Source organism: Mesorhizobium sp. B2-5-7 (genome assembly GCF_006440875.1).
In the GTDB taxonomy this organism is placed as follows: Bacteria; Pseudomonadota; Alphaproteobacteria; order Rhizobiales; family Rhizobiaceae; genus Mesorhizobium; species Mesorhizobium australicum.
This window is the reverse complement of record NZ_VFUO01000006.1, coordinates 443,011-469,546: the sequence shown is the minus strand read 5'-3', so window position 1 is coordinate 469,546 and position 26,536 is coordinate 443,011. Positions and strand designations below refer to the sequence as shown.

The following is a 26,536-nucleotide window of genomic DNA, read 5'->3' as shown; positions in this document are numbered from 1 at the left end:
GCGACAACGACCAGGCGACCTCGACGGTGAGCGCCGACCTGGGCGGCAATCTCGGCTTCGACGATGCCTTGCCGACGCTGTCGGTTGCGGCGATCGGCGATGCGATCAAGGTTGTGACGCAGGACGCCGATACGATCGGCAACAATACCGACACGGCGAGCGCAAGCTTCGCGGCCGCCTTCCTTGGGGCGGTGACGCCGAGCTATGGCGCGGATGGCGCCGGTTCGACGGTGATCAGCGGCTACACGCTGTCGGTGACAGCTCCCGGCGAGAATTCGGGCCTGACCAGCCAGGGTGAGGCAATCACGCTGTCCAAGGTGGGCAACGACATCGTCGGCACGACGGCCACGCATGGCGATGTCTTCATGATCTCCGTCAATGCGGCCGGCACGGTGACGCTGACGCAGTATCAGCAGATCGACCACCTGCCCGAGAGCCTCGACACCACCAACAACAACGCCCACATCGACCTTGCCAATGGCCTGGTGACGCTGTCGGCGACGGCGACGGTGACGGATGGCGACAACGACCAGGCGACCTCGACGGTGAGCGCCGACCTGGGCGGCAATCTCGGCTTCGACGATGCCTTGCCGACGGCAATATCTCCGGCCTCCGCAGTTGTGGCAAACGGAGCAGGAGCGGCCGTCTCGTTCGACCTCGATATCGACGGGATACTTACCAACAACTACGGCGCTGATGGCGGAACAGTCATCTTCCCGACGTCGCTCGAAGGCACGGCAAGCGGACTGACCTCAAACGGCGTTTCGATCGTGTACGACGTCTCAGCCGACGGCCACACGCTCACGGGTCTGGCCGGCGCCACATCCGTGTTTGTCATTACGCTCAACCCGGCGACCGCTTCCTACTCCGTCGAGATGAACGGAACTGTGGACAGCATAACCACTGTGGATTTCAACGGAGGTGGCTATGATTTCGTTGGCGGCAACGGGGCTTGGGCAGGCTTCAATACGGCGGCCAATGACGACAGCAAGGATCTGCTGCTTACGCCCATAGAAAGCGGAGTCAGCTCTGGAACTTTGAACACTAACGCCAATGAGGGCGGCGTCAGCGGTGGCAATTCGGTTGGGTCAGGTGAGAAAATGCGCCTTGACTTCGTCGTAGATTTGACCGGCAACCCTCCGAACGGCAGCTACTCGTCGCCCTCGACCCATCTCTTCGAAGGACATTATACTACGAACGGCGCGTCGGCGAAGTTCACCGGTATCTCATCTCAGTCCGCGGCTCGCTTCGCCGCCTTCGACGATCCGGATGGGAACGTAAAGGTTGGCGACGGCGTCCAGGATTCTGTTACCGCGGTCGCATTGAGCTACAACGGCGAGACCAAGCTGGTGACGTTCGCCGAGATCAGCACCACAACGACGAACGTCACGGTTGGCGGTCACGTATTTACAGTGCATTTCGTCGACGGTGCCGCTCCTGGAACTCAATACGAGGCCGTGATCGGATCCATACTGCAGAACACCTCAATAGCCACCTACACGGCCAATGGGTATAACAGTCTCGAGATTGGTTACGAGTCGGGTGACACGTTCAAACTCGGAGATTTTGGCGCGGCAGCTTCGACAAACAGTCCGGTGAGCTTCGATCTTCCCGTCAGTGTTGTCGATGGCGATAACGACACAGCTGCGGGCACCATCGGTATCACTTTGAGCCCGACGGGACAAACCATCCAGAATCACTCGTCAGATCTGGCCGGTGACTCCCATTTGTATACTTCGACGCTGGCGGCGCCTCATATCATCGGGTCGGACTTCAACGACACGCTGAATGGCGACAGCGGCAACAACGTGCTCTATGGCGGCGCCGGCAACGATACGATCAACGGCAACGCCGGCAACGACCTTCTCATCGGCGGCGCCGGCCAGGACACCATGACCGGCGGCACGGGCGCCGACACATTCAAGCTCGACGGGTTGGACATCAAGGACCTCATCGCCGACTACAGTGGTGCACAAGGCGACAAGATCGACCTGTCATCCCTGTTTGAAACAGGTCCAGGGGCAAATATCGGGGACTTCGTGAAATACGACTCGGCATCACACACGCTCAGCGTCGACGCCAATGGTACAACCGGTGGCGCCAATTTCGTCGACGTCGCCGTCTTGCAGAACGCACCTGTCGCCGGCACCATCAGTCTGATTTACGACGACACGGCTCACACACAGCACACGGCCACGATTTAGCACTTATGCGCGGCCGTTCTCTCATGCTACATATTAGCGAAACATAATACCGCAGTTTGGAGAGGGACTTAAATGAAGCGTTGTTCAAAATTACTGATTTCGGCCACGGCGCTGCTGTTGGCGGGATCGACCGGCTTTGCCGCCGACATCATCGAGGGACCCGTGGCCGACTATTGCCGCACCGTTGGAACCTCCAACCTCGTGCTGACCGACAACACGGTCGACCTCACGAAACAGGTCGTCAAGCTGATGGACGAGTCGGTTGCCGTCGCCAACAGCCCGGAATGGATCCATTCATCCCGGCCGGTCTTCGTCTGGGCATCGGAAGCCAAGGTCGCCTGCGGCATGGCTTACGGCTACCTGAAGACGAATTACAAGGACGAAGACACGCTCAATAAATGCGAGTGTTTTCACGACCGCATGGTCGAGTACATGAACTGACCGCAAGAGCGAAAGCGCTGGCAGAAAATGGAATCTGACCGGCAGGTTCACCGCCTGCGGACATGGGTGGTCGCTTGCGCGCTGGCGCTATCGCTGCTCGGCTGCCAATCCAAAGGCTCGGTGTCGGACGCGCTCGACCCCGCTGCCATCCAGGTCGCCAATCAGCCGGCTGCTGTTGTTGCTGTGGCAAACGCAAGCCAGGCGACGCAGTCCCTCGGCACGGGACCCACGAAAGTCGCCATGCTGCTGCCGCTGTCCGCTTCCGGATCAGCGGGCGAAAACGGCAAAAAGATGCTCGACGCCGCCAAGCTCGCCATGACGGACCTCGGTAATCCCCTGCTGACGCTTACCGTCGAGGACACAAGGGGAGACGCGGCTTACTCCCAGCAACTGGCGGTAAAGGCCATAACTTCGGGAGCGAAAGTGGTCATCGGTCCGACCGAACTGCCGGCGGCGCAGCATGTCGCCAAACTGTCGGGCTCGAACCGGCCGGTGGTTCTGGCTCTCGCGGACAATTTTGCCGGCGGCCCGGGCGTCTATGCGGTATGCCTTGGCGAGGCGGACAGCGCCGCGGCAGGCGCCGGCGCAATCGCGGCCAAGGGCGGCAAGAAATTCGTCCTGCTGGTGCCAGCGGGCGCGGGTGCCGATATTGCCGAAAAACGGGTCGCCAACAGCCTCAGCGTGTACGGCGCCGCACTTGCGATCACCATCCCCTACACGAGCGCCGACAGCGCGGCAAAGGCGGTCGCGGACATGGGCTCGCTGGTTGACGCCCCCGACGCCGTGATCGTCGCCAGCGGCGACAGCAATCCATCGCCAATCCTGATCGCCCTGAAGGCAAAAGGCATCCCTGGAAAATCAACCTCCGTGGTTGGCACGAACCGCTGGCTGGAGCACCCGACCAGTCCGCTTTTCGAAGGCGCCTATATCGCGACGCTCGACCAACATGAAACAGGCCCCATTTCGGATCGTTTCAAGGCAAGCTTCAATTACCAGGCCGACGTCAATGTCGCTTATGCCTATGATATGGTCGCGCTGACCGCGGGCATCGCAAGCGCTGCCGGACCCAATGGTTTCAACAGGCAGGTTTTCGAGAACCCGAATGGCTTTCGCGGATCGACCGGCTTGTTCAGGTTCCGCGCGGATGGATCCAGCGAACGCTCAATGCCGTTTTACCGGATTGAAAAAGGTGCGCTCAAACTGGTTGCCAAATCGACGTCCAGCTTCTAGCGAACTGGGCGCGGGCGGCCCGGTGGGTCATCGGGGGCGCGTTCGCATGATGATCGCGCTCGCAGGCATCGAGCTTCTCATCGGTATCCTGCTGCTGGTCAAGGCAGCGACCCTGTTCCCCGTCGAACGAAGCCTCACCGACCCAGCCCCTGACGTCGGCGATGACGTCGCGCGACATCCGGCTCGATCGATCGTCAACTCAGCCCGCAAGATTGCCGAGGATCTCATCGCACCGCCGCAGATCGAGGGATCGGAGATGGAGCGGGTGGAACCTCGTTTGCCGCTTGGCGACCTCGGCCTCGCATCACGCCCCAAGTCATGGATGCCCAGGGATTGGCGGGAAACATTGCTTTACGATCCAGTGGCCACGTCGTCGGCTGGTTTCGACTCCATGGGGCGGAAACTGTTCATCAGTGGAACCCAGGGCGTCCAGACCGACAGGGTCTGCCTGTTTCACGAGAGCGCGTGGCCATGCGGACAGCGGGCCTACGCGGCTTTCAACAACTGGATGCGCGGGCGAGCGCTGAACTGCTTCGTGCCTCCGGTGGTCGACCGCTTCCCTGTCGCGGTGACATGCAGGCTGGGCAAACAGGATGTCGGTGCCTGGCTGGTATCGAATGGCTGGGCGCTGGCCTTGCCGAGCGGCATCTATGGCAAGGCCGAAGCAACAGCCAGGGCGGCGGAGATGGGAATCTTCGGCCCGCCATAGGCGACAGCACCGGATTCGCCACAAAGGGCAGCATCCTCCGTTCAGAAGCTTGGCGATCTAACCAACGTGTCAAATTGTATTGTTCTTCGAAACCGAAATCGTAACTTGCCGGTCTTATGCTTGGCGATCGAACGGAGATCGACGATGAGCAATGCAGCAGCTGATGTCCCGGTGCATCATGAATGGAAGACCATTGCCTGGCTGGCATTTCTTGGAACCGTCGGCAGCCTGTGCGTGTCCCTCGTCCTGAATTATCTGCTGTTGTTCAGCGAGGCGCTGACGCCTTTCGGGCGCGGCATGATCACGGCAACACTTTTGCCTGTGGTGATCTGCCTGCCGCTGTTTGTGTTCATAGGCCTGAAACTGGCCGAGATCCGTCGCTATCGGCGGGAACTCAACCGGGCCGCGACCTTCGATACGCTGACCGGTTGCCTGAACGGGAGGGTCTTCACGTCGCTGATCGAGAGACGGGCGATCAGGTCTTCCCCACAAGGCGAGCGATCGGGCGCGTTCCTGGTCATTCATCCTGAACACCTGAACGCCATCAACTTGCGCTTCGGCCTGAACTGGGGCGACGAGGCCTTGCGCCTGATCGCTTCAACCATCCGGTCTTGCGTGCGCTCGCAAGACGTCGTCGGCCGCATAGGTGCCTCCATGTTCGGTGTGTTCCTTCCCGGAACGAGCGAGGCCGAAGCCAGGACGGTTGGCGAGCGTATCCGTGGCACTGTCTCGCAGGTCTATTTCGCCCCTCAGGGAGCCGAGGAGATCCTGGCCGTGTCCGTCGGGGGCGTGGTTTTCGAGCAGGACCTGGACTTCGAGGACATGTTCCGGCCTGCCGAAGAGAGCTTGTCGGGCAAAAGCGGTTTTGGACTGTCGCGTATTCAACGCGCTTCAATCTGACGAGCCGTCACCATTCTATCGCCAATAAGCGGAAGGCGTGCCGGCAAATGGGCGGGCACGCCTTGGGATCCCCTCGTGATCGCGAGACGGGCTCGTTGCTTTTCGAAGCCGGCTTATGCAATCGTGGCCATGGACGCCAGCCTGCCGCTTACACCGGCATGCCACCTGACCAAGATCTCCGGACCCGACCTCGATGGCTGGTGTATCGACGGAACAGAATGAAATTTTACTCAGCCGCCGAGCGGATTGCCTTTATCGCCACGCTCATTGCGGTCTTGGTGCTCGCGTTGCTGCCGATATCTCGCCTCGACGAATTCGGCATCGATATCGGCTTCCACTACGACAAGGCCAACCATGCGAGCGCCTTCGCGATCCTGGCGTTTCTGGGAAGTCTGGGCTGGCCGGGCCGCAAGAGGAGGCTGATCATCTTCCTCGCCCTGGTTGGAGCCGCGATCGAAATCCTCCAGGGCACGTCGCTGATAGAGCGTGATCTGGACGTGTTCGACTGGATCGCCGATTGCGTCGGCATGGCTTGCGGACTTCTGGCGGCAATCTGCGCGAACTGGATTTCGCGACGCGTGAATTGAGATAGCCAAATCAGCAAGTTGGCGCTGAAGGTGAAGGTCTACCGCGAACTGCGCGATCGCGAGCGGGATCGTTGTGTGCCTGTCCTGAAAATGGGCCCGCTCTATTTCCTCTGGGCCTCGGCCAAACACCGGTCCCACCGACACGATCAGAAAACCTAAACGGTCCGCCGATGGCGGCCGGACGCGTCAACTCGCCTCGCGCATCGCCTCTGCCGCCTGCAAATCGACAGAGACAAGCTGGCTGACGCCCTGCTCGGCCATGGTCACGCCGAACAGCCGGTCCATGCGGGCCATGGTGATGGGATTGTGGGTGATGATGACGAAACGCGTCTCGGTGGTCTTGGCCATCTCGTCCATGAGATTGCAGAAGCGCTCGACATTGTGATCGTCGAGCGGCGCATCGACTTCGTCGAGCACGCAGATCGGTGCCGGGTTGGTCAGGAAGACAGCGAAGATCAGCGACATCGCCGTCAGCGCCTGCTCGCCGCCCGACAGCAGCGTCATGGTCTGCGGCTTCTTGCCGGGCGGTCGGGCAAGAATCTCCAGGCCCGCCTCCAGCGGATCCTCGGATTCGATCAACTGCAATTCCGCCGTGCCGCCACCGAACAGATGCGAGAACAGTCGCTGAAAGTGGCTGTTGACGACATCGAAGGCGGCCAGCAGCCGTTCGCGGCCTTCACGATTGAGGCTCTGGATCGCTTGCCTGAGCTTGCGGATCGCTTCGATAATGTCCTCGCGCTCGGAAACGATCGCCTCCAGGCGCTCGGAAAGCTCCCTCTGCTCTTCCTCGGCACGCAGATTGACGGCGCCGAGCCGCTCGCGCTCGACCTTCAGCCGATCCAACTGGCGTTCGATCTCGGGCATTTCGGGCATCGGATCGTCGGCTTCCAGCCCGGTGTGGCGGATGACCAGATGCGGCGGCGTGTTCAACGTCTCCTGGATGCGCGCCTCGACCTCCAGCCGGCGTTCGTCGGCCGCCGTCAGCCGTTCCTCGGCGCGGGCGCGGGTTTCGCGCGCTTCGGCCAGCGACTGGATGGCGGATGTGGCCGCCTTGTCCAGTTCGGCCTGCCTGTTCTCCGCTTCCTGAAGACGGTCGGCTGCCGCCTTGCGCAAGGTCTCGGCCTCGGTGAGCTGCGACAGCAGCGCACGCCGCTTGGCGTCGATCTCGTCGGGCGCATCGGCCAGCCGTTCGCGCTCGGCTTCGGCCTCTGCCTTGCGTTCGGCAAGCGACGCGATCTGCGTCGAGGCGTTTTCGGCGCGCACCAGCCAATTGCTGCGTTCGGCACCGATGGCATCAAGCCGGCGTGTGCGTGCCTCGGCTTCTCGCCGCAAGCCCTCGTGGACGGCGCGCGCGTCTGCAAGCGCGGCGCGGTCGCGCGAGACATTGGCCGAGGACTGTTCGAGCTGCAATTGCAGGTCGCCGAGGTCGGGCGCATCCTGCAGCAGCATCTCGGCCTCGACGAAAGCCGCTGACGTCTCCTCATGGCTGTCGACGATGCGGGCGCGCGCCTCGTCCAGCGCGGCACGCCGGCTCGATAGTTCACCGCCGGCCTTTTCCGCCTCGGCCAGCGCATTGCGGGCGGCGTCCAGCCGGTGCTGGGCCTCACGTCCCGCCTGGCGCGTGTTGCGTTCGGCTTCGCTTGCCTGGCGGAGCGCCTGCTCGGCCTGCGCTAGCGCTTCCTCGGCCTGGCGCAGCACAAGCGTCGCTTGCACCGCTTCGGCATCGAGTTCCGCAAGCCGGTTCTTCTGTGCCAGCCTTTGTGCCGCGGCGGTCGGCGCATCGGCGCTGGCGGTCAGGCCGTCCCAGCGCCACAGCGCACCCTGGCGGCTGACCAGGCGCTGGCCTGGAGCCAGAAGCCCCTGCAACCGGCGGCCGTCAGCGGCCTCGACGATGCCGATCTGCGCAAGACGTCGGGCTAGTTGCGCCGGCGCGCGAACCACGCTGGCAAGGCTCTTGATCCCTTCCGGAAGCGCGGCATCGCCGGGCTGGATTTCGCTTTCGCCCCAATGCGCCGGTGCACTGCGGTCGAGCGGCACGTCGAGGTCTTCGCCAAGGGCGGCCCCCAGCGCCGTCTCGAAGCCGCGCTCGACGCTGATCTGCTCCAGCACCGAAGGGAAGAGATCGCCGCTGGCCGCGTTCAGGATCTTGGCCAGCGTGCGCGCTTCGGTTTCGATCCGCGCCAGCTCCGCCTTGGCGTCCTGAAGCGGCGGGCGGGCAGCGCTTTCAGCGCCACGGCCGTCGATGACCGACTGTTCAGCCTGCTCCACCGCTGCCTCGGACTCCTCCAGCAATGCCATCGCCTGCTCGACCAGTACCTGCTTCTCGGCCGGATCCGGCAAGCCGGCGACCTTGGAGAGGATGTCCGACAATTCGCGGTCGACGTCGGCGAGTTGGCGGGCGAAGCGGTCGCGACGCTCCGCGGTTTCGCGCAAAGTCCGTTCGATCTGGTGGCGCGAGGCGGCGGCCTCGGCGCGCTCGGCGGTCAGCGCGGCAAGTTTGGCTTCGCTTTGCGCAAGCGTCGAGGCGGCCTGTTCGAATACAGCGCGGGTGGTGGCCTCACGCTCGGCGGCACCGGCGTTTTCGGAGTTCAGCGCGGCCTCTTCCGCACGCAGGCGCTCGAGAACGTCGGCATTGTCGCGCACCATCCGCTCTTCGCGGGCAATGTCGCCGTCGAGCTGCTGCAGCCGGCGTTCGAGTTCGGCCTGCCGGTTGTGGATACGGCCAGCTTCTTCCTCGATCTGCGACCTGGCGATCGACAGGCGCTGGAAAGCCGCGGCAGCCGCGGCTTCCGCGTCGCGCAGGTCAGGCAGGCGATGGGCGGAGATGCCTTGCTCCTTGGCCGCGTTCATCTGCGTGGCGGCGCGGTCGCCGACGAGCGCCGTTGCCGTGGCCAGCGCCGAACGCGCCTCGCCTTCCTGTGTCTTGGCCAGCGTCCAGCGCAGGTGCAAGAGCGTTGCTTCGGCCTTGCGGATGTCGGCCGACAGGTTCTTGAAGCGGGAAGCCTGGCGCGCCTGGCGCTTGAGGCTTTCGATCTGGCTTTCCAGTTCGCCCACGACATCGTCCAGGCGTTCGAGGTTCTGCTCGGCCGCCTTAAGCCGCAATTCCGCCTCGTGGCGACGGGTGTGCAGGCCGGAAATGCCGGCCGCTTCTTCGAGCAGGGCGCGACGGGCCTGCGGCTTGGCCTGGATCAGTTCGCCGATACGGCCTTGCCCGACCATCGAGGGCGAGCGCGCGCCGGTCGACTGGTCGGCGAACAGAAGCTGCACGTCCTTGGCGCGCGCTTCCTTGCCGTTGATGCGGTAGAGCGAGCCGGCCTCGCGCTCGATGCGGCGCGACACCTGCAGTTCGTCGGCATCGTTGAAGGCGGATGGAGCCGAGCGGTCGCTGTTGTCCAGGAAAAGCGTGACTTCGGCGGTGTTGCGGGCGGGGCGGGTTCCCGAGCCGGAAAAGATGACGTCGTCCATGCCGGACGCGCGCATGTTCTTGTAGGAGCTTTCGCCCATCACCCAGCGCAGCGCCTCGACCAGGTTCGACTTGCCGCAGCCGTTCGGCCCGACAATGCCGGTCAGGCCGCGTTCGATGACGAACTCGCCGGGTTCGACGAAGGACTTGAAACCAAGGAGGCGGAGGCGCGAAAACTTCATTCGCGCGCCTCATACACCGGTTCTGGAAGAGTGTACCGAGGTTTTGCGATAGGACGCAGAGCGCGCGAACGGATAGAGAGGCAAGCAGCGCCGAAGCGCTGCCGCTTCAGCACTGAGCCGATGTCAGAGCAGAGGGTCGATGATGGCCGACATTTCCTCAATCGACATCGCCCCTTTGTAGGTCTTACCGTTGATGAAGAAGGTCGGCGTCGAGTCGACCTTGAATTCATTGGCGCCACGCTTCTGAACCGATCTCACATCGTCCAGAAGTTTCTGGTCCGTCAAGCAGGCCTCGAAGGACTCCTGTGTAAAACCGGCAAGCTTGGAAATTTGCAGCAGCGCTTCCTTGGTGTTCGACACGCCGACCCAGTTCGCCTGCTGCCTGAACAGCACGTCGACCATCGGAAAATAGTTATCCTTGGCGCAACGCGCCAGCATGAAACCGGCTTCGGCGCTCGGATCGAATGGGAATTCGCGCAGGATGTAGCGCGCCTTGCCGGTATCGATGTACTTGGTCTTCAAATCCGGAAAGGTGGTCTCGGCGAAATGCGCGCAGTGCGGGCAGGTCATCGAGGCGTATTCGACGATGGTGACCTTGGCGTCATCCTTGCCGAGCTGCTTGTCGGGCAGCGCGCCCGGCTTCATCAGTTCGGTCATGTCGACGGTGCCCTGCGCTTCCGGTACCTGGACCGCGGCGGGCGTGGCCGGCTTTGCGGGCGTTGCCGGATTCGCGGGTTTGACATCCGCGGCCTTCGCCTCTTCGCCGGAATCACTGCAGGCGGCGAGCAGGGCCACCGCCGGGATGGCGGCCAGCGATGTCAGGACGTTTCTGCGAGAGAAGCTTTGGCCAAACGGGGGACGGCTCATACGAATCACCTGATAAGAGTTGGATTTTGCAATGCAAAGGCACGAAAAGGCGAGAGTTGGCGCGAATTAAGGCATCCCTGTCCCCAATCCAATCGTGAAACCTGACAAGGGCGATCACGAATGCGCGAGATTAACGACAAACCTATGACCGTTTCCAATCAGAACCAAGGGGATCGTCTCCGTTTGGGCCGACCGGGCCGACTGTAACCGTTCCACTTCGCCCTTGGCCAGACGGCCTCGGGATAGTCCCTGGGTCATTGCAGCCGTCTAGGCTTTCCTTGCGCCCAGAATGGTCGCCCCCAGCCGTTCCAGCGAGGCGCGCAGCCCGTCATCCTCTATAAGCCCGACAGTATCGGACAATTTCGCCTTTTCGGCCGCGCTCAACGCCCTGAGGGTGGGTTTGGGCCGGGCTCTTCCCGAGCTTATCGGCTTCTGCACGATCCTGATGCGGCCTATCGCCCTGAAACCCAGGAAGGCGTTCACCCGGTTGATGATCTCGCCGGTCTCATGCTGCAGATGAAGCGCGGCCATGCCTTCGCAGGCGATGACCAGTACGGCCGGCTCGAACGGATCATCCTCGTGCAGGCGGCGCGGCCACTGGATCTTTTCGGGCCGCGAGTGGATGGCCAGGCGCGGTCCGGCAATCTCTTCCCACGACTGGACCAGACCGATCGAGATGCCTGCCCGCTTGCGCAGCACCGGGTCGAGGATGTCGGTGGCGAGATCGCTCACCGGAACGGGATTGCCGAAGCGCCTTTTCCCTGCCATGTGCGTTCTCCAGCCACGACCCAGCAGATACCGGCCAGGCCAACGCAAGATCAATGGCACCAGCAGACCAGACCCGCAAGGCCCAGACCAGCAAGGCCATCTCGGATGATACGGCGTCGCGCCTGCTCGCCTGGTATGACGCGCATCATCGCGAATTGCCGTGGCGCGTGACGCCGCGCGAGCATGCACGCGGTGTGCGGCCCGATCCCTACCGTATCTGGCTGTCGGAGGTGATGCTGCAGCAGACCACCGTCGAAGCGGTGAAATCGTATTTCCTCGCCTTTGTCGAGAAATGGCCCGATGTCGAAGCGCTGGCCGCGGCGCCGACGGAGGATGTGATGAAAGCCTGGGCGGGGCTCGGCTACTACTCCCGCGCCCGCAACCTCAAGGCCTGCGCCGATCTGGTGGCGGCACGCGGCGGGCGGTTTCCGGACACCGAGATCGGACTTCGAGAATTGCCGGGGATCGGCGCCTATACATCGGCGGCAATAACGGCCATCGCCTTCGACCGCCACGCCGCCGTCGTCGACGGCAATGTCGAACGCGTCATCTCACGGCTGTTTTCGATCACGACGCCGCTCAGCGAAGCCAAGGCCGAGATACGGGTCCATGTCGAGCGCATGATGCCGGCGACAAGGCCCGGCGACTTTGCCCAGGCGATGATGGATCTCGGCGCCACGATATGCACTCCACGCCGGCCGCGCTGCATGCTGTGCCCGCTGCGCGAGGACTGCAGCGCCGTTGTTTCAGGAGATCCCGAAAATTTCCCGGTGCGGCTGCCGAAGGCCGACAAGCCGCTGCGGCGGGGGGCTGCTTTCGTTGCCATGCGCGACGACGGTGCCATTCTTTTGCGCAAGCGGCCTGAGAAAGGGCTGCTCGGCGGCATGACGGAAGTGCCGACCACCGCCTGGACGGCGCGGGTGGACGGAGCCACCACAGAGGCGGCAGCGCCCTTTACCGGCGACTGGCGGCGCGCCGGGACAATCACGCATGTGTTCACCCATTTCGCGCTCGAACTCGAAGTCTTTCGTGCCCACATCAAAGGTGATGCCCTGGCAGGGTATTTCTGGTCGCCCGCCCATGAGATTTCAGGCGAGGCGCTGCCCACCGTCATGAAAAAGGCAATCGAGGCTGCGATACCCGGCGCGACGAAAAAACCGTCGCCATTGAGTGCAAAGAGGCCCCATGACTGAAATCCGCCACATCGTTTTCGACATCGGCAAGGTGCTGATCCATTACGATCCGAACATTCCCTTCAGCCGCCTCATTCCCGACGACGAAGAGAGAAGGTGGTTCTTCGACAATATCTGCACGCATGACTGGAACATAGAGCAGGATCGCGGCCGGACGTGGGAAGAGGCCGAAGCGCTGCTGATCGCCGAGCACCCCGAGCACGCCGAAAACATCCGCAATTTCCGTCGCCACTGGCACGAGATGGTGCCGCATGCCTATGATGACAGTGTCGCCATCATGCTCGGCCTGATCGACAGCGGCCACGATGTGACGATGCTGACCAACTTTGCTTCCGACACGCTGGCCGAAGCGCGCGAACGCTTCGATTTCCTCGATCGTCCGCGCGGCGTCACCATCTCGGGCGAGATCGGCAAGATCAAGCCGGATCGTGGCATCTACGACCATCACGTGGCCGCGTTCGGCCTCGAGCCGTCGGCGACCCTGTTCATCGACGACAGCCAGAAAAATGTCGACGGCGCCAAGGCCGCCGGCTGGCAAGCGGTGCTGTTCACCGATGCCAGCACGCTTAAAGCAGACCTTGAGCGATTGGGGATCAGGACGTGATCTCCATCGCTTGCGACGATCCGTTGAGCATTTGAATCAATAAATATGAGGCAGGCGGCAGAGCTCAGCCCCCTGCCCGTTCCATGCCAAGCCGGGCGATGCGGCGCAGTTCGTCGATGGGGGTAAGCCCGCCGCTGCGCTCATAATGCCAGAAGGTCCAGCCGTTGCAGGCGTCCAATCCCTGCACCTCGGCGCCGATCTTGTGGATCGAGCCGGCGCTGTCGCCGATCGCGACGGTCCCATCGGCGCGAACCTTGGCGGCCCAGCGCTTCTTGGCGTCATAGAGCGTGGCGCCGGGCGTCATCAGCCCGGTGTCGATCAGGCTGACGAAGGCGACGCGCGGCTCCGCGCGCTTGCCGGTGAGCACGGTGAGATCCGCCTCGTCGAGTGGCCGCACCGCGTCGATGCGCTCATTGGCGGCGTCGATATAGGCCTGCTCGCGCTCGATGCCGACGAAGTGACGGCCGAGGCGCTTGGCAACCGCGCCTGTCGTACCGGAGCCGAAGAACGGGTCGAGCACGACGTCACCCGGCTTGGTCGAGGCCATCATGATACGGGCAAGCAGCGCCTCGGGCTTTTGAGTCGGATGCAGTTTGTCGCCATTCTCATTCTTCAGGCGCTCGCCGCCGGTGCAGATCGGGAACAGCCAGTCGGAGCGCATCTGGATATCGTCGTTCGACGCCTTCAGCGCTTCGTAGTTGAAGGTATAGCCCTTGCCCTTCTGGTCACGCGAAGCCCAGATCATCGTCTCATGCGCGTTCTGGAAGCGGCGGCCGCGAAAATTCGGCATCGGATTGGTCTTGCGCCAGACCACGTCGTTGAGAATCCAGAAGCCGAGATCCTGCATCTTGGCCCCGACGCGGAAGATGTTGTGATAGGAGCCAATGACCCAGATGGTGCCGTTGGGCTTCAGCACGCGGCGTGCCGCCAGCAGCCAGGCGCGGGTGAAAGCGTCATAGGCTTCGAAGCTCTCGAACTGGTCCCAGTCGTCGTCGACCGCATCGACCTTGGACTGGTCGGGACGGTGCAGGTCGCCGTCGAGCTGCAGATTGTAGGGCGGATCGGCAAAGATGACGTCGATCGACTTTTCCGGCAGGCGGTCGAGCGCCGCGACGCAGTCGCCTTTCAGGATCGTGTCCAGCCATTCGGATTGCTGGGGAGCGTGGGAGAGCTCGTCGAGAAGACGCACGGCTGACATTTTTACACCCAAGGCACGCGTTACTGTTTACTGCCCGTTATGGTTACCGATCAGCGTAAATATTCGGTGAAGCTTTATCGATGCCGTGGAGGAGTTTGCGAAGCCGTGTCCATTGGTGTATGCCGCGCCGCTTGAGCCCTGAGCGGCCATTCCTCCACCCTCCATCGTTCGGATCACCATGCCCCAGCCAGATCTTGTCATCTTCGATTGCGACGGCGTGCTCGTCGATTCCGAAATCATCGCCGCGCGGGTCGAAGCTGAACTGATAACCCTGGCCGGATACGAAATCTCGGCGGAGGAGATTGCCGAGACCTATGCCGGCCTGACCTTCAAGGACATACTGATACGAATCGAGGAGAAGTCCAAAATCCCGTTCCAGGTGTCGCTGATCGACCGCGCCGAGGAACTGGTCGACCGCAAACTGCGCAGCGACGTGCGCGCCATCGAAGGCGTGCGCGAAGCGGTCGCCTCGGTCACGTCGCAACGCTGCGTCTGCTCCAACTCACGTTCGGAGCGGATCGAGTTCATGCTGGAGAAGGTGCATCTGTTGCCGTTCTTCGCCGGGCGCATCTTCTCGGCGATGGAAACGCCGACCGGAAAGACCAAGCCGGCTCCAGACGTGTTCCTGCATGCCGCCGAAAAGCTCGGCGTCAACCCGGCGAACACCTTCGTCATCGAGGATTCCGTGCACGGCGTCACCGGCGCCAAGGCCGCCGGCATGCGCGTGATCGGCTTTACGGGCGCCAGCCACAGCTATCCCGGCCATGCCGACGCCTTGACAGAGGCCGGTGCCGAGACGGTGATCCGCCGCTGGGCGGAACTGAAGAGTGTCATTGCCGCTCTGTCGGAGTGGTCGGCGGATGCCTGAGATGCGTGCGTCCGGCTGGAGGCACGCCAGGCCGACAGCCGCCTAGTTCGTCGCGGCCGTCTTCTTCCTGTGGGTCTTCTTCCTCGGCTTGTCGGTCGTCGCCTTCGGCGCGGTTTCGTCGTAACCGGCATAGGCTTGATAGTCCTGCGCCGTCGGCGCCGGTACGACCACATTGGAATCGGTGAAGACAAACTGGGTCGCGACCGAGGGATCGGTCACCTGAACCTGATACTGGTGGATCTGCGAATAAAGCACGTCAGTGCCATGCATGACCGCGGTGCGGATCGGCATGGTGATGGTGCCGGGCGTGAATTTCGGTCCTGGCACGATCTTGCCGGCAACCGCGATCTTCATCGTCAGTTGTCCGTCGGCACGGCTGCAATCGCGGGTCACGTCGCTGATCGACGCCTGATAAATAATCCTCGCCGAATCGTCGGGCGGCGTAGCAGCAGCGGCGTCAGCGGCGGCCTGGGCCGCGGCATCCGCAGCGGCATCGCCGGTCTTTTTGAGCTTCGGCTTGGGCTTCTGCACCTCGTTGACATAGGTATTGAAGAAGGCCGTGCCGTCGCGCACCGTCACCCTTGGGCAATAGGCGTTCAGCTGGCTGGCCAGCACCTTGGGGTCCTGCGGCGGGGGTGGCGCCGTCGGATCCTTCTTGCCGAAACCGAGGTTCAGGATGCCATTGTCGCCTGATTGGCAGCCCGCGGCGGCAAGCATAAAGCCGGTGAGCGCAAGACCCGCCAAAAAGCGACCACTTGATATACGAAACGCCATGAAACTGCACTTCCCTCTCGCAAAGCTGGTGACGTATATCAACCGCGCGGCAAAAATGCGACTAGAGCCGGTGCAGAAATTAACCACCTTGTGGTGAACGGAAAAACAGGCGGCAAACGGATCTGTGACATGCATTATGTGAGCACCCGCGGTGAAGCGCCCGCGCTTGGATTTTCCGACGCCATCCTGGCGGGCCTGGCGCGCGATGGCGGCCTCTACGTGCCGCGCGAATGGCCGCATTTCTCGCCATCCGAGATCCGAGCCATGCGCGGCCTCGCCTATCCCGACCTGGCCATACGCGTGCTGATGCCGTTCCTGGGCGGCGAGATCGCCGCGCCGGTCTTCGAGCGCCTGGTCCGCGAAGCCTATGCCGCCTTCCGCCATGAGGCCGTCTGCCCGCTGGTGCAGACCGGCGCCAACACTTTTGTCCTCGAACTCTTTCATGGGCCGACACTGGCGTTCAAGGACGTGGCGATGCAGTTGCTTGCCCGGCTGATGGACCATGTGCTTGCCGAACGCGACCAGCACGCCACCATCGTCGGCGCCACGTCGGGCGATACCGGTGGCGCGGCCATAGACGCCTTTGCCGGGCGCAGCCGCACCGACATCTTCATCCTTTTTCCGCATGGCCGCGTCTCGCCGGTGCAGCAGCGGCAGATGACGACGTCGAAGGCTGAAAATGTCCATGCGCTGGCGATCGAGGGCAATTTCGACGACTGTCAGGGCCTGCTGAAGGACATGTTCAACGATCACGGCTTCCGCGACCAGGTGTCGCTGTCGGGGGTCAATTCGATCAACTGGGCACGCATCATGGCCCAGATCGTCTATTATTTCTCCTCGGCATTGTCGCTCGGCGCGCCGGACAGGCCGGTCTCCTTCACCGTGCCGACCGGGAATTTCGGCGATATCTTCGCCGGCTACGCCGCCAAGAAGATGGGCCTGCCGATCGACCGGCTGGTCATCGCCACCAACGACAACGACATATTGGCACGCACCTTCGCGACCGGCGAATACCGGACCAAAGGGGTCTTTGCGACCACCTCGCCGTCGATGGACATCCAGGTTTCGTCGAACTTCGAACGCCTGCTTTTCGAGGCGTCAAACCGCGACGCCGCAACGGTGCGGCGCTACATGGCCGGCCTCAAACAATCGGGCGCCTTCACCATCGAAGCCGCGGAAATCGCCGGTATGCGAACCGAATTCGACGCCGGCCGCGCAGATATGGACGAGGTTGCCGCCACCATCCGCTCGACGCTGGCAAACAGCAACTACCTGCTCGATCCACATACGGCGGCAGCCATGCATGTGGCGGCGGCCAGGGCTGCGGGCGCCGTGCCGATGGTGGTGCTCGGCACCGCCCATCCGGCGAAATTCCCGGCCGCCGTCGAAGCCGCCAGCGGTGTCTCGCCCGCCCTGCCCGCATGGCTAGGGGGATTGATGACATTCGAGGAAAAATACACGGTACTTCCATCCGACCTCAAAATGGTGGAAGATTACGTCAGTCGCCGCGCGCGGGCGGCGCGTTAGGGAGTACGAGCCATATGGGTGTTGAGGTAAGCCGTCTGTCGAACGGCCTGACAGTCGCCACCGAAACCCTTCCAAGTATCGAATCGGTTGCCTTGGGTGCCTGGGTCAAGTCGGGTGCCCGCAATGAACGCGAAGACGAGCACGGCATGGCCCATCTGCTCGAGCACATGGCGTTCAAGGGGACGAAGCGGCGAAGCGCCTTCGAGATCGCCTCGGAAATCGAGGACGTCGGCGGCGAGATCAATGCGGCCACCAGCGTCGAGACCACGTCCTACTACGCCAGGGTGCTCTCCGACGATGTGCCGCTGGCCGTCGACATCCTGTCCGACATCCTGCAGGAGTCCGAATTCGACCCGCAGGAACTTGAGCGCGAACAGCATGTCATCCTGCAGGAGATCGGCGCCGCGCACGACACGCCCGACGACATCGTCTTCGACCGTTTCACCGAGACGGCCTTTCGCCACCAGACCATCGGCCGCTCGATCCTGGGTACGCCCGAAACGGTAAAATCCTTCACCTCCAAGCAGTTGCACGATTTCATAGAACGCCAGTATGGCGCCGAGCGGATGGTGATCGTGGCCGCAGGCGACATCAAGCACGACAAGTTCGTGCGCGAGGTCGAAAACCGGCTCGGCGGTTTCCGCAGCAAGGCCGACAGCACCATCCCGCAATACGCGCAATATGTCGGCGGCGACTTCCGCGAGGACCGCGACCTGATGGACGCGCAGATCGTGCTGGGCTTCGAGGGCCGCGCCTACCATGTGCGGGATTTCTACGCCTCGCAGGTGCTGTCGATGATCCTCGGCGGCGGCATGTCATCGCGCCTGTTCCAGGAGGTCCGCGAAAAACGCGGCCTCTGTTACTCGGTCTACGCCTTCCACTGGGGCTTTTCCGATACGGGCATATTCGGCGTTCACGCCGCGACGGGCCAAAGCGACATCGCCAAGCTGGTGCCTGTCATCATCGACGAGTTGCAGAAGGCCGGCGAGAGCATCCTGCAGGAAGAACTCGACCGTGCGCGCGCCCAATATCGCGCCGGGCTGATCATGTCGGCCGAGAGCCCGGCCAGCCGCGCCTCGCAGATCGCGCGGCAACTACTCCTTTTCGGCAGGCCGATCGCGAAGGAAGAGCTGATGGAGCGCCTGGCGGCGCTGACGATCGAGCGCCTGACCGACCTGTCGTCGCGGATGTTCTCGACCAAGCCGACGCTTACCGCTGTCGGGCCCGTGGGTACGCTGGCACCATATGAAGCGATCCTCGATTCGCTTCCGGGCACGCAGACCACGGCCCGCAGGCTCGCCGTCTAAGTTCCAAGCGCCGTGTTCGCGCTCCCTTTCTTTCGCCGTGACCTGCCGGCACTGAAGGGCAACCTCGTCACGCTGCGCGTGCCGTTCACCAACGACTACCGCGAGTGGTCGGCGGTGCGCGGCGAAAGCCGGGCGTTCCTGGAGCCATGGGAGCCGCGCTGGACCCCGGACGAACTCGACCGCACGGCATGGCGCCTGCGCATCAGCCGCTATCGCGAGGACTACGCACAGGGAACCGCGATCGCCTTCTTCATCTTCGAGAAGGCGAGCGGCAAGCTCGCGGGCGGCATTACGCTCGGCAACATACGCCACGGCGTCTCGCAAAGCGGCCATGTCGGCTACTGGATCGGCGAGCGCTTCGGCGGCCGCGGGCTGATGACAGACGCGGTCAAGGTGGTGGCCCGCTTCGCCTTCGATACGCTGAGGTTGCACCGGATCGAAGCCGCCTGTATTCCCGACAATATCAGGTCGATCCGCGTGCTTGAAAAAGCCGGATTCCGGCGCGAAGGACTTCTGCGATCCTATCTCAGGATCAACGGCATCTGGCAGGATCACTACCTCTACGCCCGGATCGCCGACGATCCGCCGGGCGCTGGAACGAAGGACTGATTTTTGACGAATTCCCTGCGAAACGGGCCGCTGTTCGCCTTTCTTCTGGCGACGATGCTGACGCTGTGCGCGGCTTCGTCGGCCTTTGCCGTAGAACCGATCAAGATCGCCCGCGACGATGTCGCGCTCGATCTTTCGCGCGCCGTCGAAATCTACCGCAACCAGGGTGAGAACTTCCAGGTGTCGACCGCGCCCGGGCCGGACGGCATCGTGCGGCGGATCGAGGTCGAAGCCAACGATGCCCGCTCGACCGGCGACTGGGCTGTCTTCGCGCTCGCCAACACCACCGACCAGCAACTCGATCGGCTGATCGTGGCGCCGCACTTCCGGCTGGTCAATTCCGGCATCTTCTGGCCGGATCTGGGTTCTACGCGCATCGCCGCCATCACGCCCAGCGAAGGCTTCGCGCTCGACCGCCAGACCAGCCCCGACGCCGACGTGTTCCGGGTGACGCTGAACCCCGGCACGGTGATCACCTTCATCGCCGAACTCGCCTCGCCGAAGCTGCCGCAGGTCTACCTCTGGGATCCGGAATCCTACAAGGATTCGGTTAATTCCTACACGCTGTTTCGCGGCATCGTCATCGGTATCGCCGGCCTTCTGGCGCTGTTCCTGACCATCCTGTTCGTGGTCAAGGGGACGTCGATGTTCCCGGCGACGGCGGCCCTCGCCTGGGCGGTGCTTGCCTATATCTGTGTCGATTTCGGCTTCCTCAACAAGGTCATCGAGATCTCGCCCGGCAACGAGCAGATGTGGCGGGCCGGCACCGAGGTGGCGCTGGCAGCGACCTTCGTGGTGTTCCTGTTTGCCTATCTCAACCTCAACCGATGGCACGGCCATTTCAGCTACGGCGCCCTGGTCTGGATTCTGGGGCTGCTGCTGATCGCCGGCGTCGCAATCGTCGATCCGGCGGTCGCCGCCGGCATCGCCCGCATCTCGTTTGCCGCGACCGCACTGACCGGGCTCGGCTTGATCATTTTCCTCGGAATTCGTGGTTATGACCGAGCGATCATGCTGGTGCCCAGCTGGGTCATGGTGCTGTTGTGGTTATGCGGATCGTGGATGGCGATCACCGGCATGCTCGACAACGATATCGCCCAGCCGGCACTTGGCGGCGGCTTGATCCTGATCATCCTGCTGATCGGCTTCACCGTCATGCAGCACGCCTTTGCTGGCGGTGCGCTGCATCAGGGGCTGTTCTCCGACCTCGAGCGGCAGGCTCTGGCGGTCGCGGGATCGGGCGATACGGTGTGGGATTGGGACGTGCTGCGCGACCGCGTGGTGACCAAGCCCGACGTCAGCATCCAGCTCGGCCTTGCGCCCAACAGCCTGGGTGGTGCCGCCCGCAACTGGCTGCCGGTGTTGCATGCCGACGACCGCGACACGTTCCGCACCACGCTCGACGTGGTGCTGGAACATCGCCGCGGCCGGGTGTCGCAGAATTTCCGCCTGCGTGGCGCCGATGGGCACTATCACTGGTTTGCCCTGCGCGCGCGACCCGTCATCGGATCGGACGGCGAGGTCATCCGCTGCGTCGGTACCATGGTCGACGTCACCGAACAGAAGAAATCCGAGGAACGGCTGCTGCACGACGCCGTGCACGACAATCTGACCGGCCTGCCGAACCGCGAATTGTTCATGAACCGGCTGGAGGCGATCATTTCGATCGCCCGCACCGAAGAGAAGGTGCGGCCGACCGTCTTCGTCATCGATATCGACCGCTTCAAGCAGGTCAATGACGGGCTCGGCATCTCGGCCGGCGACACCATCCTGCTCACCATAGCGCGCCGTCTGCACCGGCTGTTGAAGCCGAAAGATTCGCTGTCGCGCTTCGCCGGAGACCAGTTCGCCCTGATGCTTTTATCCGAGCAGGACCCTGCCCGCATCGCCGGCGTGGCCGATGCGATCAAGCATGCGATCAACAATCCGATCACCTTTGCCAAGCGCGAAATCGTGCTGACCGCCTCGATCGGCCTGATTACCTGGACCTCGGCACAAACCTCGGCCGAAGACATGGTCAAGGACGCCGAGCTCGCCATGCACCAGGCCAAGCGCTTCGGCGGCGACAGGATCGAGCCGTTCCGCCCGGCGTTCCGCACCGTCGGCACCGATCGCCTGCAGTTCGAATCCGATCTGCGGCGCGCCATCGAGCGGCGCGAATTCACGCTGGCCTACCAGCCGATCGTGCGGCTCGAGGATGGCAGCGTCGCCGGCTTCGAGGCCCTGCTGCGCTGGGACCATCCGCGCCGCGGCATGATCCCGCCGGCCGATTTCATCCCGGTCGCGGAAAGCTGCGGGCTGATCGTGCAGCTTGGGCTGTTTGCCATGCAGCAGGCGGCCGAGGATCTGGCAGGATGGCAAAAGCAGATCGGCGACGCGCCGCTGTCGGTGTCGGTCAACTTGTCAAGCCGCCAGCTCATCCGCCGCGACCTGGTCAGCGACGTGCGTTCCGTGATCGCGCGCGCCAATCTGAAGCCGCGCTGCTTCCGGCTCGAACTGACCGAGTCGCTGGTCATGGACAACCCCGAGCAGACGGCCCATGTGCTGACCAAGCTCAAGCAGCTCGGCATCGGCCTGTCGCTGGACGATTTCGGCACCGGCTATTCATCGCTCGCCTATCTGACGCGGTTCCCGTTCGACACCATCAAGATCGACAAGAGCTTCGTCGACGACAGCACGCCAAAACGCGCGGTGTTGCTCAAATCCATGGTCAACATGGCGCATGAGCTCGGCCTTTCGGTAGTCGCTGAGGGCATATCGGACGAGCGCGATGCGCTGGAGCTGCGCCAGATGGGCTGCGAATATGTCCAGAGCTTCATGTTCGGCGCGCCGATGCCGGGCGACCAGGTGCTGAAGACGCTGAAGGAGCAGTATCCGCTCACGCAGGCCTAATGCCTGTCACCCGGAAGTGTCCTCGGTTCCGGAACAACGACATGCATCACTATTGTTGCGAGAGTCGCAGCGCATTGACCAATGCTGACAGCGCCGCTGGCTGAAGCTGACGACTGGGATAATACAGGAAAAAGCCTGCGATTGGCGGCGTCCATTCCTCCAGGACGCGGACAAGCCGTCGCTCCGCGATATACTCCGCGACTTGCTCTTCATAGGCGAGACCGAGACCAACGCCGGCGAGCGCCGCCTGAATCACCAGGTGAGTATCGTCGATTATGAGCGAGCCGCTGGCGTTGATCGTGACCGACTTTCTCGCCCGCTCGAACTCCCACCGAGATGGACCGCCTGGAAGACGCAGGGCTATGCATTGATGATCCTTGAGATCCCTCGGCTTTTGCGGGATTCTTCGTGATGAGAAATAACCAGGCGATCCCACCACAGCCAGCCGCAACTCCGGCGTGACGCGTACCGCGATCATGTCTTTCTGAATATACTCGCCGAGCTGGATACCGGCATCGAACTCGCCGGCAACGAGGTCTACAGGGCCTGTCGTGGTGACAACGTCGAGAACGATATCGGGGTAGGCCTGGGCGAATGCCGCGAGCCGTGGCAGCAGCACCATTACGGCGGCCGAGCGTGACATCACAATTCGAAGGCGCCCCGCAGGGCGCCGCCTGAGGCTTCGCGCTCCGTCAAGGGCAGCAGCGATTTGCTCAAGCGCCGGAGACAGGTCTTTCAAGAGAGCGGCCCCTGCGGCTGTTGGCGCGACGCTCTTCGTCGTTCGAGCCAAAAGCCGCAGCTCGAGCCGCTGCTCGAGCCCACGGATAGTGTGACTCAGCGCAGATTGAGACACGCCTAGTTTTGCCGCGGCTCGTGTAAAGCTTCGTTCCCGGGCGACCATCGCGAACGCGGCGAGTTCGTTCAGTTCGCTTCTCATCATTCATGAGTATCACTCATGAGGCCTTGCTGTGCAACAGGCCTATCCTCATAGGTGACTCTGTCCTAGCTTTGATCGGCAACGGCAGATTGAGGTACTCTATGATCGTAACGTTCCGCAGCGATAACGTCCTCGGCTGCACCACCGGCGCCTGGCGGGTCTGGTCGCTCTCGGACGGCTATATCGAGATGCCGGCGGACCTTCTGCACGGCCCGCGCAACAAACCGGTGCCGCAAGTCGCGCAGGCAGGGGCGCTCCGCCTTTCCGTCAATTGCTTTGCCCTCGCAGGTCCAGGCGTTGACGGCATTCTGATCGACAGTGGAGGAGGCGGCTGGGCCTCAACAACAGGACGCCTCGAGCGGACGCTAGCCGAAGCCAGCATCGATCCTGCCTCGATCACGGTCTTGGCTCTCACCCATGCCCACCAGGATCATGTGTACGGGCTTTTGACCCGGGACGACCGGGTGCTCTTTCCGAATTTGAAAGCGATCGTAATCGCCGAGGAAGCTGTGGAGAGCTTTCTCGCCGAAACAGACCTTGCGCGGTTCAGATCCATTTTGAAGCCCGTGCGGAATGGCGACCAGGTGGCCAAGCGACTGCGAGCAGTTGCCCTGCCGGGTCATGCTCCCGGTCACATCGGCTACGCTTTCGACACGAACGAGGCCCGCTTCCTGTTCTTCGGGGACATCGTTCATGTGCCGGCCTTGCAGTTTGGCAATCCCGCGTTGAGTTGGGGCTATGACGACGACCAAGCGATCGCACGCGCAACGCGCCAGAAGGTTTTCCGCGACGCGGCCGAGGCTGGAACATGGATCGCCGGAGCGCACCTTGGCTGGCCGGGCATCGGCCGCGTGATGCGTGAGGACGGAGCGTACGGCTATGAGCCGGCATAGCGGATAACAAGCCGGACACGCGGTTTCGCCTGTTTACGCAATTCCAAGCCTGAACAGCTCTCGCGCATCGCCATGGGATGAGATTGCGCTAACGGCGCAGCGTTCCGGCTGCGCCTTACCTGGCGAAGGGACCCTGGCCGGCAAAGACGAGGCTCAAGCGTGCCCGGCGGCCAGGCTGAGATGGGCGAGATCGATGCCGATGGAGGCGAGAATCCGGTCGTATTTGCGTTCGATGTCGGCATCGAACAGCAATTCCGGCGTCGCCGGGCAGGTCAACCAGCCGTTCTCAGCGATCTCGGTTTCCAACTGGCCGGCGCCCCAGCCGGAATAACCGAGCGCCATGAGCGCGCGGCGCGGCCCGCGCCCTGACGATATCGCCCGCAGTATGTCGACGGTCGCGGTCAGGCAGATGTCGTCGGAAACGGTGAGCGAGGAATCCACACGGTAGTCGCCCGAATGCAGGACGAAGCCCCGGCTGCGGTCGACAGGCCCGCCATTGCGCACGACGAAATCGCGCGCCTGTGCCGGCAGGCGGATCGCCTCCTGCTCGTTCATGATGCCAAGCTGTACCAGAAGGTCCGGGAACAGCATCTGCTGCGTCTGGTTGATGATCAGGCCCATCGCGCCTTCATCGCTATGGGCGCAGATGTAGATGACCGAGCGCGTGAAACGGTCGTCCTTCATACCAGGCATGGCAATCAGGAACTGATCGTCGAGAAAGCCGCGGCCGGCGGCTGTCTTTTTGTGGCGCAACAAATCCATGCCAGGGAAGGTAACGCGTTTCCCCGGCGCCGAAAAGATGCGCCGTAGCGGATTCGACCAAAGCTCATATTGCGAGTCCGGCCTTGGCTTGCCCGCGAAGGTCACGCAAATATGATATCAGCACGGCCATGAAATCATTGCGCGGCCACGAAGGGACGATCAAATCACCGTCATGCAAAGCTCGAAAATCCTGTTGCTCGGCGCCGCCATTGGATTGGCGTCCGCCCTCCCCGCCAGCGCCTCCTCATCCGCCTGGTACAACAGCGAAGGCGGCAAGGTGCGGCTGGTGACATCAGGCAAGCCGGACGACGCAGGCCGCATATACGGTGTTCTCGATATCGCGCTCAAACCCGGCTGGAAGACTTATTGGCGCGACCCGGGCGATGCAGGTGTGCCGCCGCAGCTCGACGTTTCGGCCAGCACCAATATAGCCGATGCGACACTGTCTTTTCCCGCGCCGCAGCGCCACGATGATGGCTATGGCAAATGGGCCGGTTACAATTATCCGGTTTCCTTGCCCGTGACGTTCACGCTGGCGGCGCCGAACCAGCCGGCGGTCATCGATGCCGACGTCTTTCTCGGCATTTGCGAATCCATCTGCATCCCCGTGCAGACACGGCTGAGCGTCGACCCCGCTTCCGATCCCGATAATGCCGACGACGCGGCGTTGGTGAAGGCGAGTTTCACCGCACTGCCGGCGGCGGCAAAGCCTGACTTCGGCATCAAGGTGCTGCCCGGCGATCACGAGACGCTGGTTGTCGAGGCAAGTTTTCCTGGCGATCCGCAGGCAGCGGATTTCTTCGTTGCCGGCGAGCGCGACTATATGTTCGGCACACCTTCCCGCTCGGAAAAGGACGGCAAGCTGATCTTCACCGTGCCGATCCTCGATCGCCCTTCGACGACGCCGACCGACGGCGGGCTTCACTACACGTTGACGAGTTCGGCGGGCGCGGTCGAAGGGTTGCTGCCTTTCCCTTGAAGACGCCGCGATGGTTGCAGGAAGCCGCCGAGTTCGCTACGCAAGCACGCGTCCTTCCCATCCCAAGCGAGGAATTCATGACCATCTCCGTTGGCGACAAGCTGCCCGAGGCGACCTTCAAGACCATGACCGCGGACGGCGCCAAGCCGATCACATCGGCCGAGATTTTTCCGGGCAAGAAAGTGGTGCTGTTCGGCGTTCCCGGCGCCTTCACGCCGACCTGCAGCAACAACCACCTGCCCGGCTATCTCGAGAACCATGACGCGATCCTGGCGCGCGGCGTCGACACCATCGCCGTCGTTTCGGTCAATGACGTCCACGTCATGGGCGCCTGGGCGCGCTTCACCGGCGGCGAAGGCAAGATCCTGTTCCTCGCCGACGGCAATGGCGATTTCGCCAAGGCGGTCGGCCTCGACGCCGACTATTCCGGTGGCGGCATGGGCCTGCGCTCGAAGCGGTTTTCGATGATTATCGACGACGGCAAGGTTACCGCGCTCAATGTCGAGACCAAACCCGGCGTCGACGAGTCCGGCGCGGCTCATATTCTGGGCCAGCTCTGAACTTCGACGGCCAATCACGCGAGGCCGCAATGGCCGGCCTCGCGTGACAAGCAGCCGCGCTCCAGAATTGCCGGTTTTCGGG

At 62.9% G+C, this 26,536-nt stretch carries 23 protein-coding genes; 16 read left to right on the top strand and 7 right to left on the bottom strand.

The features are described 5' to 3' along the window. From FJ543_RS32245 to FJ543_RS26190, 6 genes are all read left to right on the top strand, one after another. A partial coding sequence (locus tag FJ543_RS32245; protein WP_181174090.1) for a DUF5801 repeats-in-toxin domain-containing protein occupies positions 1-2,204 on the top strand: 2,204 nt, incomplete at its 5' end. Positions 2,205-2,276: 72 nt separating this feature from the next. Beyond that, positions 2,277-2,645, top strand: coding sequence for a hypothetical protein (locus tag FJ543_RS26210; RefSeq protein WP_015318761.1), 369 nt, complete (start codon positions 2,277-2,279; stop codon positions 2,643-2,645). A 27-nt stretch (positions 2,646-2,672) separates the two neighbouring features. Then, positions 2,673-3,875 (top strand): ABC transporter substrate-binding protein, encoded by a 1,203-nt coding sequence (locus FJ543_RS26205; protein WP_140724853.1) that lies wholly within the window; start codon positions 2,673-2,675, stop codon positions 3,873-3,875. After that, positions 3,790-4,584, top strand: coding sequence for a thermonuclease family protein (locus FJ543_RS26200; RefSeq protein WP_246678885.1), 795 nt, complete (start codon positions 3,790-3,792; stop codon positions 4,582-4,584). Before FJ543_RS26205 ends, FJ543_RS26200 begins: the two co-directional genes overlap by 86 nt. 144 nt (positions 4,585-4,728) lie before the next feature. Beyond that, positions 4,729-5,484 carry a GGDEF domain-containing protein gene (locus FJ543_RS26195; protein ID WP_140878157.1) on the top strand — a complete coding sequence of 252 codons (756 nt, stop codon included), beginning with the start codon at positions 4,729-4,731 and terminating at the stop codon, positions 5,482-5,484. A gap of 95 nt (positions 5,485-5,579) precedes the next feature. Continuing rightward, positions 5,580-6,071, top strand: coding sequence for a VanZ family protein (locus FJ543_RS26190; protein WP_246678884.1), 492 nt, complete (start codon positions 5,580-5,582; stop codon positions 6,069-6,071). 186 nt (positions 6,072-6,257) lie between these two features. Here the strand turns inward: FJ543_RS26190 and smc are convergent, their stop codons facing one another. From smc to FJ543_RS26175, 3 genes are all read right to left on the bottom strand, one after another. Continuing rightward, positions 6,258-9,716 (bottom strand): chromosome segregation protein SMC, encoded by a 3,459-nt coding sequence (smc, locus tag FJ543_RS26185; RefSeq protein WP_140878155.1) that lies wholly within the window; start codon positions 9,714-9,716, stop codon positions 6,258-6,260. Positions 9,717-9,839: 123 nt separating this feature from the next. After that, positions 9,840-10,583 (bottom strand): DsbA family protein, encoded by a 744-nt coding sequence (locus FJ543_RS26180; RefSeq protein ID WP_140617272.1) that lies wholly within the window; start codon positions 10,581-10,583, stop codon positions 9,840-9,842. A 267-nt stretch (positions 10,584-10,850) separates the two neighbouring features. After that, a complete protein-coding gene (locus FJ543_RS26175) occupies positions 10,851-11,351 on the bottom strand; it encodes a DUF721 domain-containing protein (protein WP_140878153.1) in 501 nt (166 codons plus the stop codon). 53 nt (positions 11,352-11,404) lie between these two features. Between FJ543_RS26175 and mutY the strand changes: the two genes are divergently transcribed. Then, positions 11,405-12,544 carry an A/G-specific adenine glycosylase gene (gene mutY, locus FJ543_RS26170; protein WP_140878151.1) on the top strand — a complete coding sequence of 380 codons (1,140 nt, stop codon included), beginning with the start codon at positions 11,405-11,407 and terminating at the stop codon, positions 12,542-12,544. Continuing rightward, positions 12,537-13,148 carry an HAD family phosphatase gene (locus tag FJ543_RS26165; RefSeq protein ID WP_140878149.1) on the top strand — a complete coding sequence of 204 codons (612 nt, stop codon included), beginning with the start codon at positions 12,537-12,539 and terminating at the stop codon, positions 13,146-13,148. Before mutY ends, FJ543_RS26165 begins: the two co-directional genes overlap by 8 nt. A gap of 64 nt (positions 13,149-13,212) precedes the next feature. On the opposite strand, the gene FJ543_RS26160 is transcribed toward FJ543_RS26165, so the two are convergent. Then, on the bottom strand, positions 13,213-14,346 hold the full coding sequence (locus FJ543_RS26160; RefSeq protein WP_140617276.1) for a site-specific DNA-methyltransferase: 1,134 nt from the start codon (positions 14,344-14,346) through the stop codon (positions 13,213-13,215). Positions 14,347-14,524: 178 nt separating this feature from the next. On the opposite strand from FJ543_RS26160, the gene FJ543_RS26155 reads away from it, so the two are divergent. Beyond that, positions 14,525-15,214, top strand: a complete 690-nt coding sequence (locus FJ543_RS26155; RefSeq protein WP_140617277.1) for an HAD family phosphatase — start codon at positions 14,525-14,527, stop codon at positions 15,212-15,214. Positions 15,215-15,256: 42 nt separating this feature from the next. On the opposite strand, the gene FJ543_RS26150 is transcribed toward FJ543_RS26155, so the two are convergent. After that, positions 15,257-15,988 carry a hypothetical protein gene (locus FJ543_RS26150; protein ID WP_140661407.1) on the bottom strand — a complete coding sequence of 244 codons (732 nt, stop codon included), beginning with the start codon at positions 15,986-15,988 and terminating at the stop codon, positions 15,257-15,259. A 129-nt stretch (positions 15,989-16,117) separates the two neighbouring features. Here FJ543_RS26150 and thrC point away from each other — a divergent pair, with 129 nt between their 5' ends. The 4 genes from thrC to FJ543_RS26130 are packed head-to-tail and all read left to right on the top strand — an operon-like array spanning position 16,118 to position 22,323. Further along, positions 16,118-17,515, top strand: coding sequence for a threonine synthase (thrC, locus tag FJ543_RS26145; RefSeq protein ID WP_140878147.1), 1,398 nt, complete (start codon positions 16,118-16,120; stop codon positions 17,513-17,515). A 14-nt stretch (positions 17,516-17,529) separates the two neighbouring features. Next, complete coding sequence (locus FJ543_RS26140; RefSeq protein WP_140617280.1) at positions 17,530-18,822, top strand: pitrilysin family protein; 1,293 nt, start codon at positions 17,530-17,532, stop codon at positions 18,820-18,822. 12 nt (positions 18,823-18,834) lie between these two features. Continuing rightward, entirely contained in the window at positions 18,835-19,431 is a 597-nt protein-coding gene (locus FJ543_RS26135; protein ID WP_140878145.1) for a GNAT family protein, read from the top strand. A 3-nt stretch (positions 19,432-19,434) separates the two neighbouring features. After that, a complete protein-coding gene (locus FJ543_RS26130) occupies positions 19,435-22,323 on the top strand; it encodes an EAL domain-containing protein (protein WP_140617282.1) in 2,889 nt (962 codons plus the stop codon). A gap of 49 nt (positions 22,324-22,372) precedes the next feature. On the opposite strand, the gene FJ543_RS26125 is transcribed toward FJ543_RS26130, so the two are convergent. Further along, on the bottom strand, positions 22,373-23,263 hold the full coding sequence (locus FJ543_RS26125) for a LysR family transcriptional regulator (protein ID WP_140724839.1): 891 nt from the start codon (positions 23,261-23,263) through the stop codon (positions 22,373-22,375). Positions 23,264-23,361: 98 nt separating this feature from the next. Here FJ543_RS26125 and FJ543_RS26120 point away from each other — a divergent pair, with 98 nt between their 5' ends. Then, positions 23,362-24,153, top strand: a complete 792-nt coding sequence (locus tag FJ543_RS26120; protein ID WP_181174089.1) for an MBL fold metallo-hydrolase — start codon at positions 23,362-23,364, stop codon at positions 24,151-24,153. Between the two features lie 153 nt (positions 24,154-24,306). On the opposite strand, the gene FJ543_RS26115 is transcribed toward FJ543_RS26120, so the two are convergent. Further along, positions 24,307-24,915: a YqgE/AlgH family protein gene (locus FJ543_RS26115; protein ID WP_015318780.1), complete on the bottom strand. Its 609-nt coding sequence runs from the start codon at positions 24,913-24,915 to the stop codon at positions 24,307-24,309. Between the two features lie 172 nt (positions 24,916-25,087). On the opposite strand from FJ543_RS26115, the gene FJ543_RS26110 reads away from it, so the two are divergent. Continuing rightward, the gene (locus FJ543_RS26110) at positions 25,088-25,894 is read left to right on the top strand and encodes a protein-disulfide reductase DsbD domain-containing protein (RefSeq protein ID WP_140878141.1); all 807 of its coding nucleotides are present in this window, start codon (positions 25,088-25,090) and stop codon (positions 25,892-25,894) included. 77 nt (positions 25,895-25,971) lie between these two features. Then, positions 25,972-26,454 (top strand): peroxiredoxin, encoded by a 483-nt coding sequence (locus FJ543_RS26105; protein ID WP_015318782.1) that lies wholly within the window; start codon positions 25,972-25,974, stop codon positions 26,452-26,454. Positions 26,455-26,536: the final 82 nt, after the last annotated feature.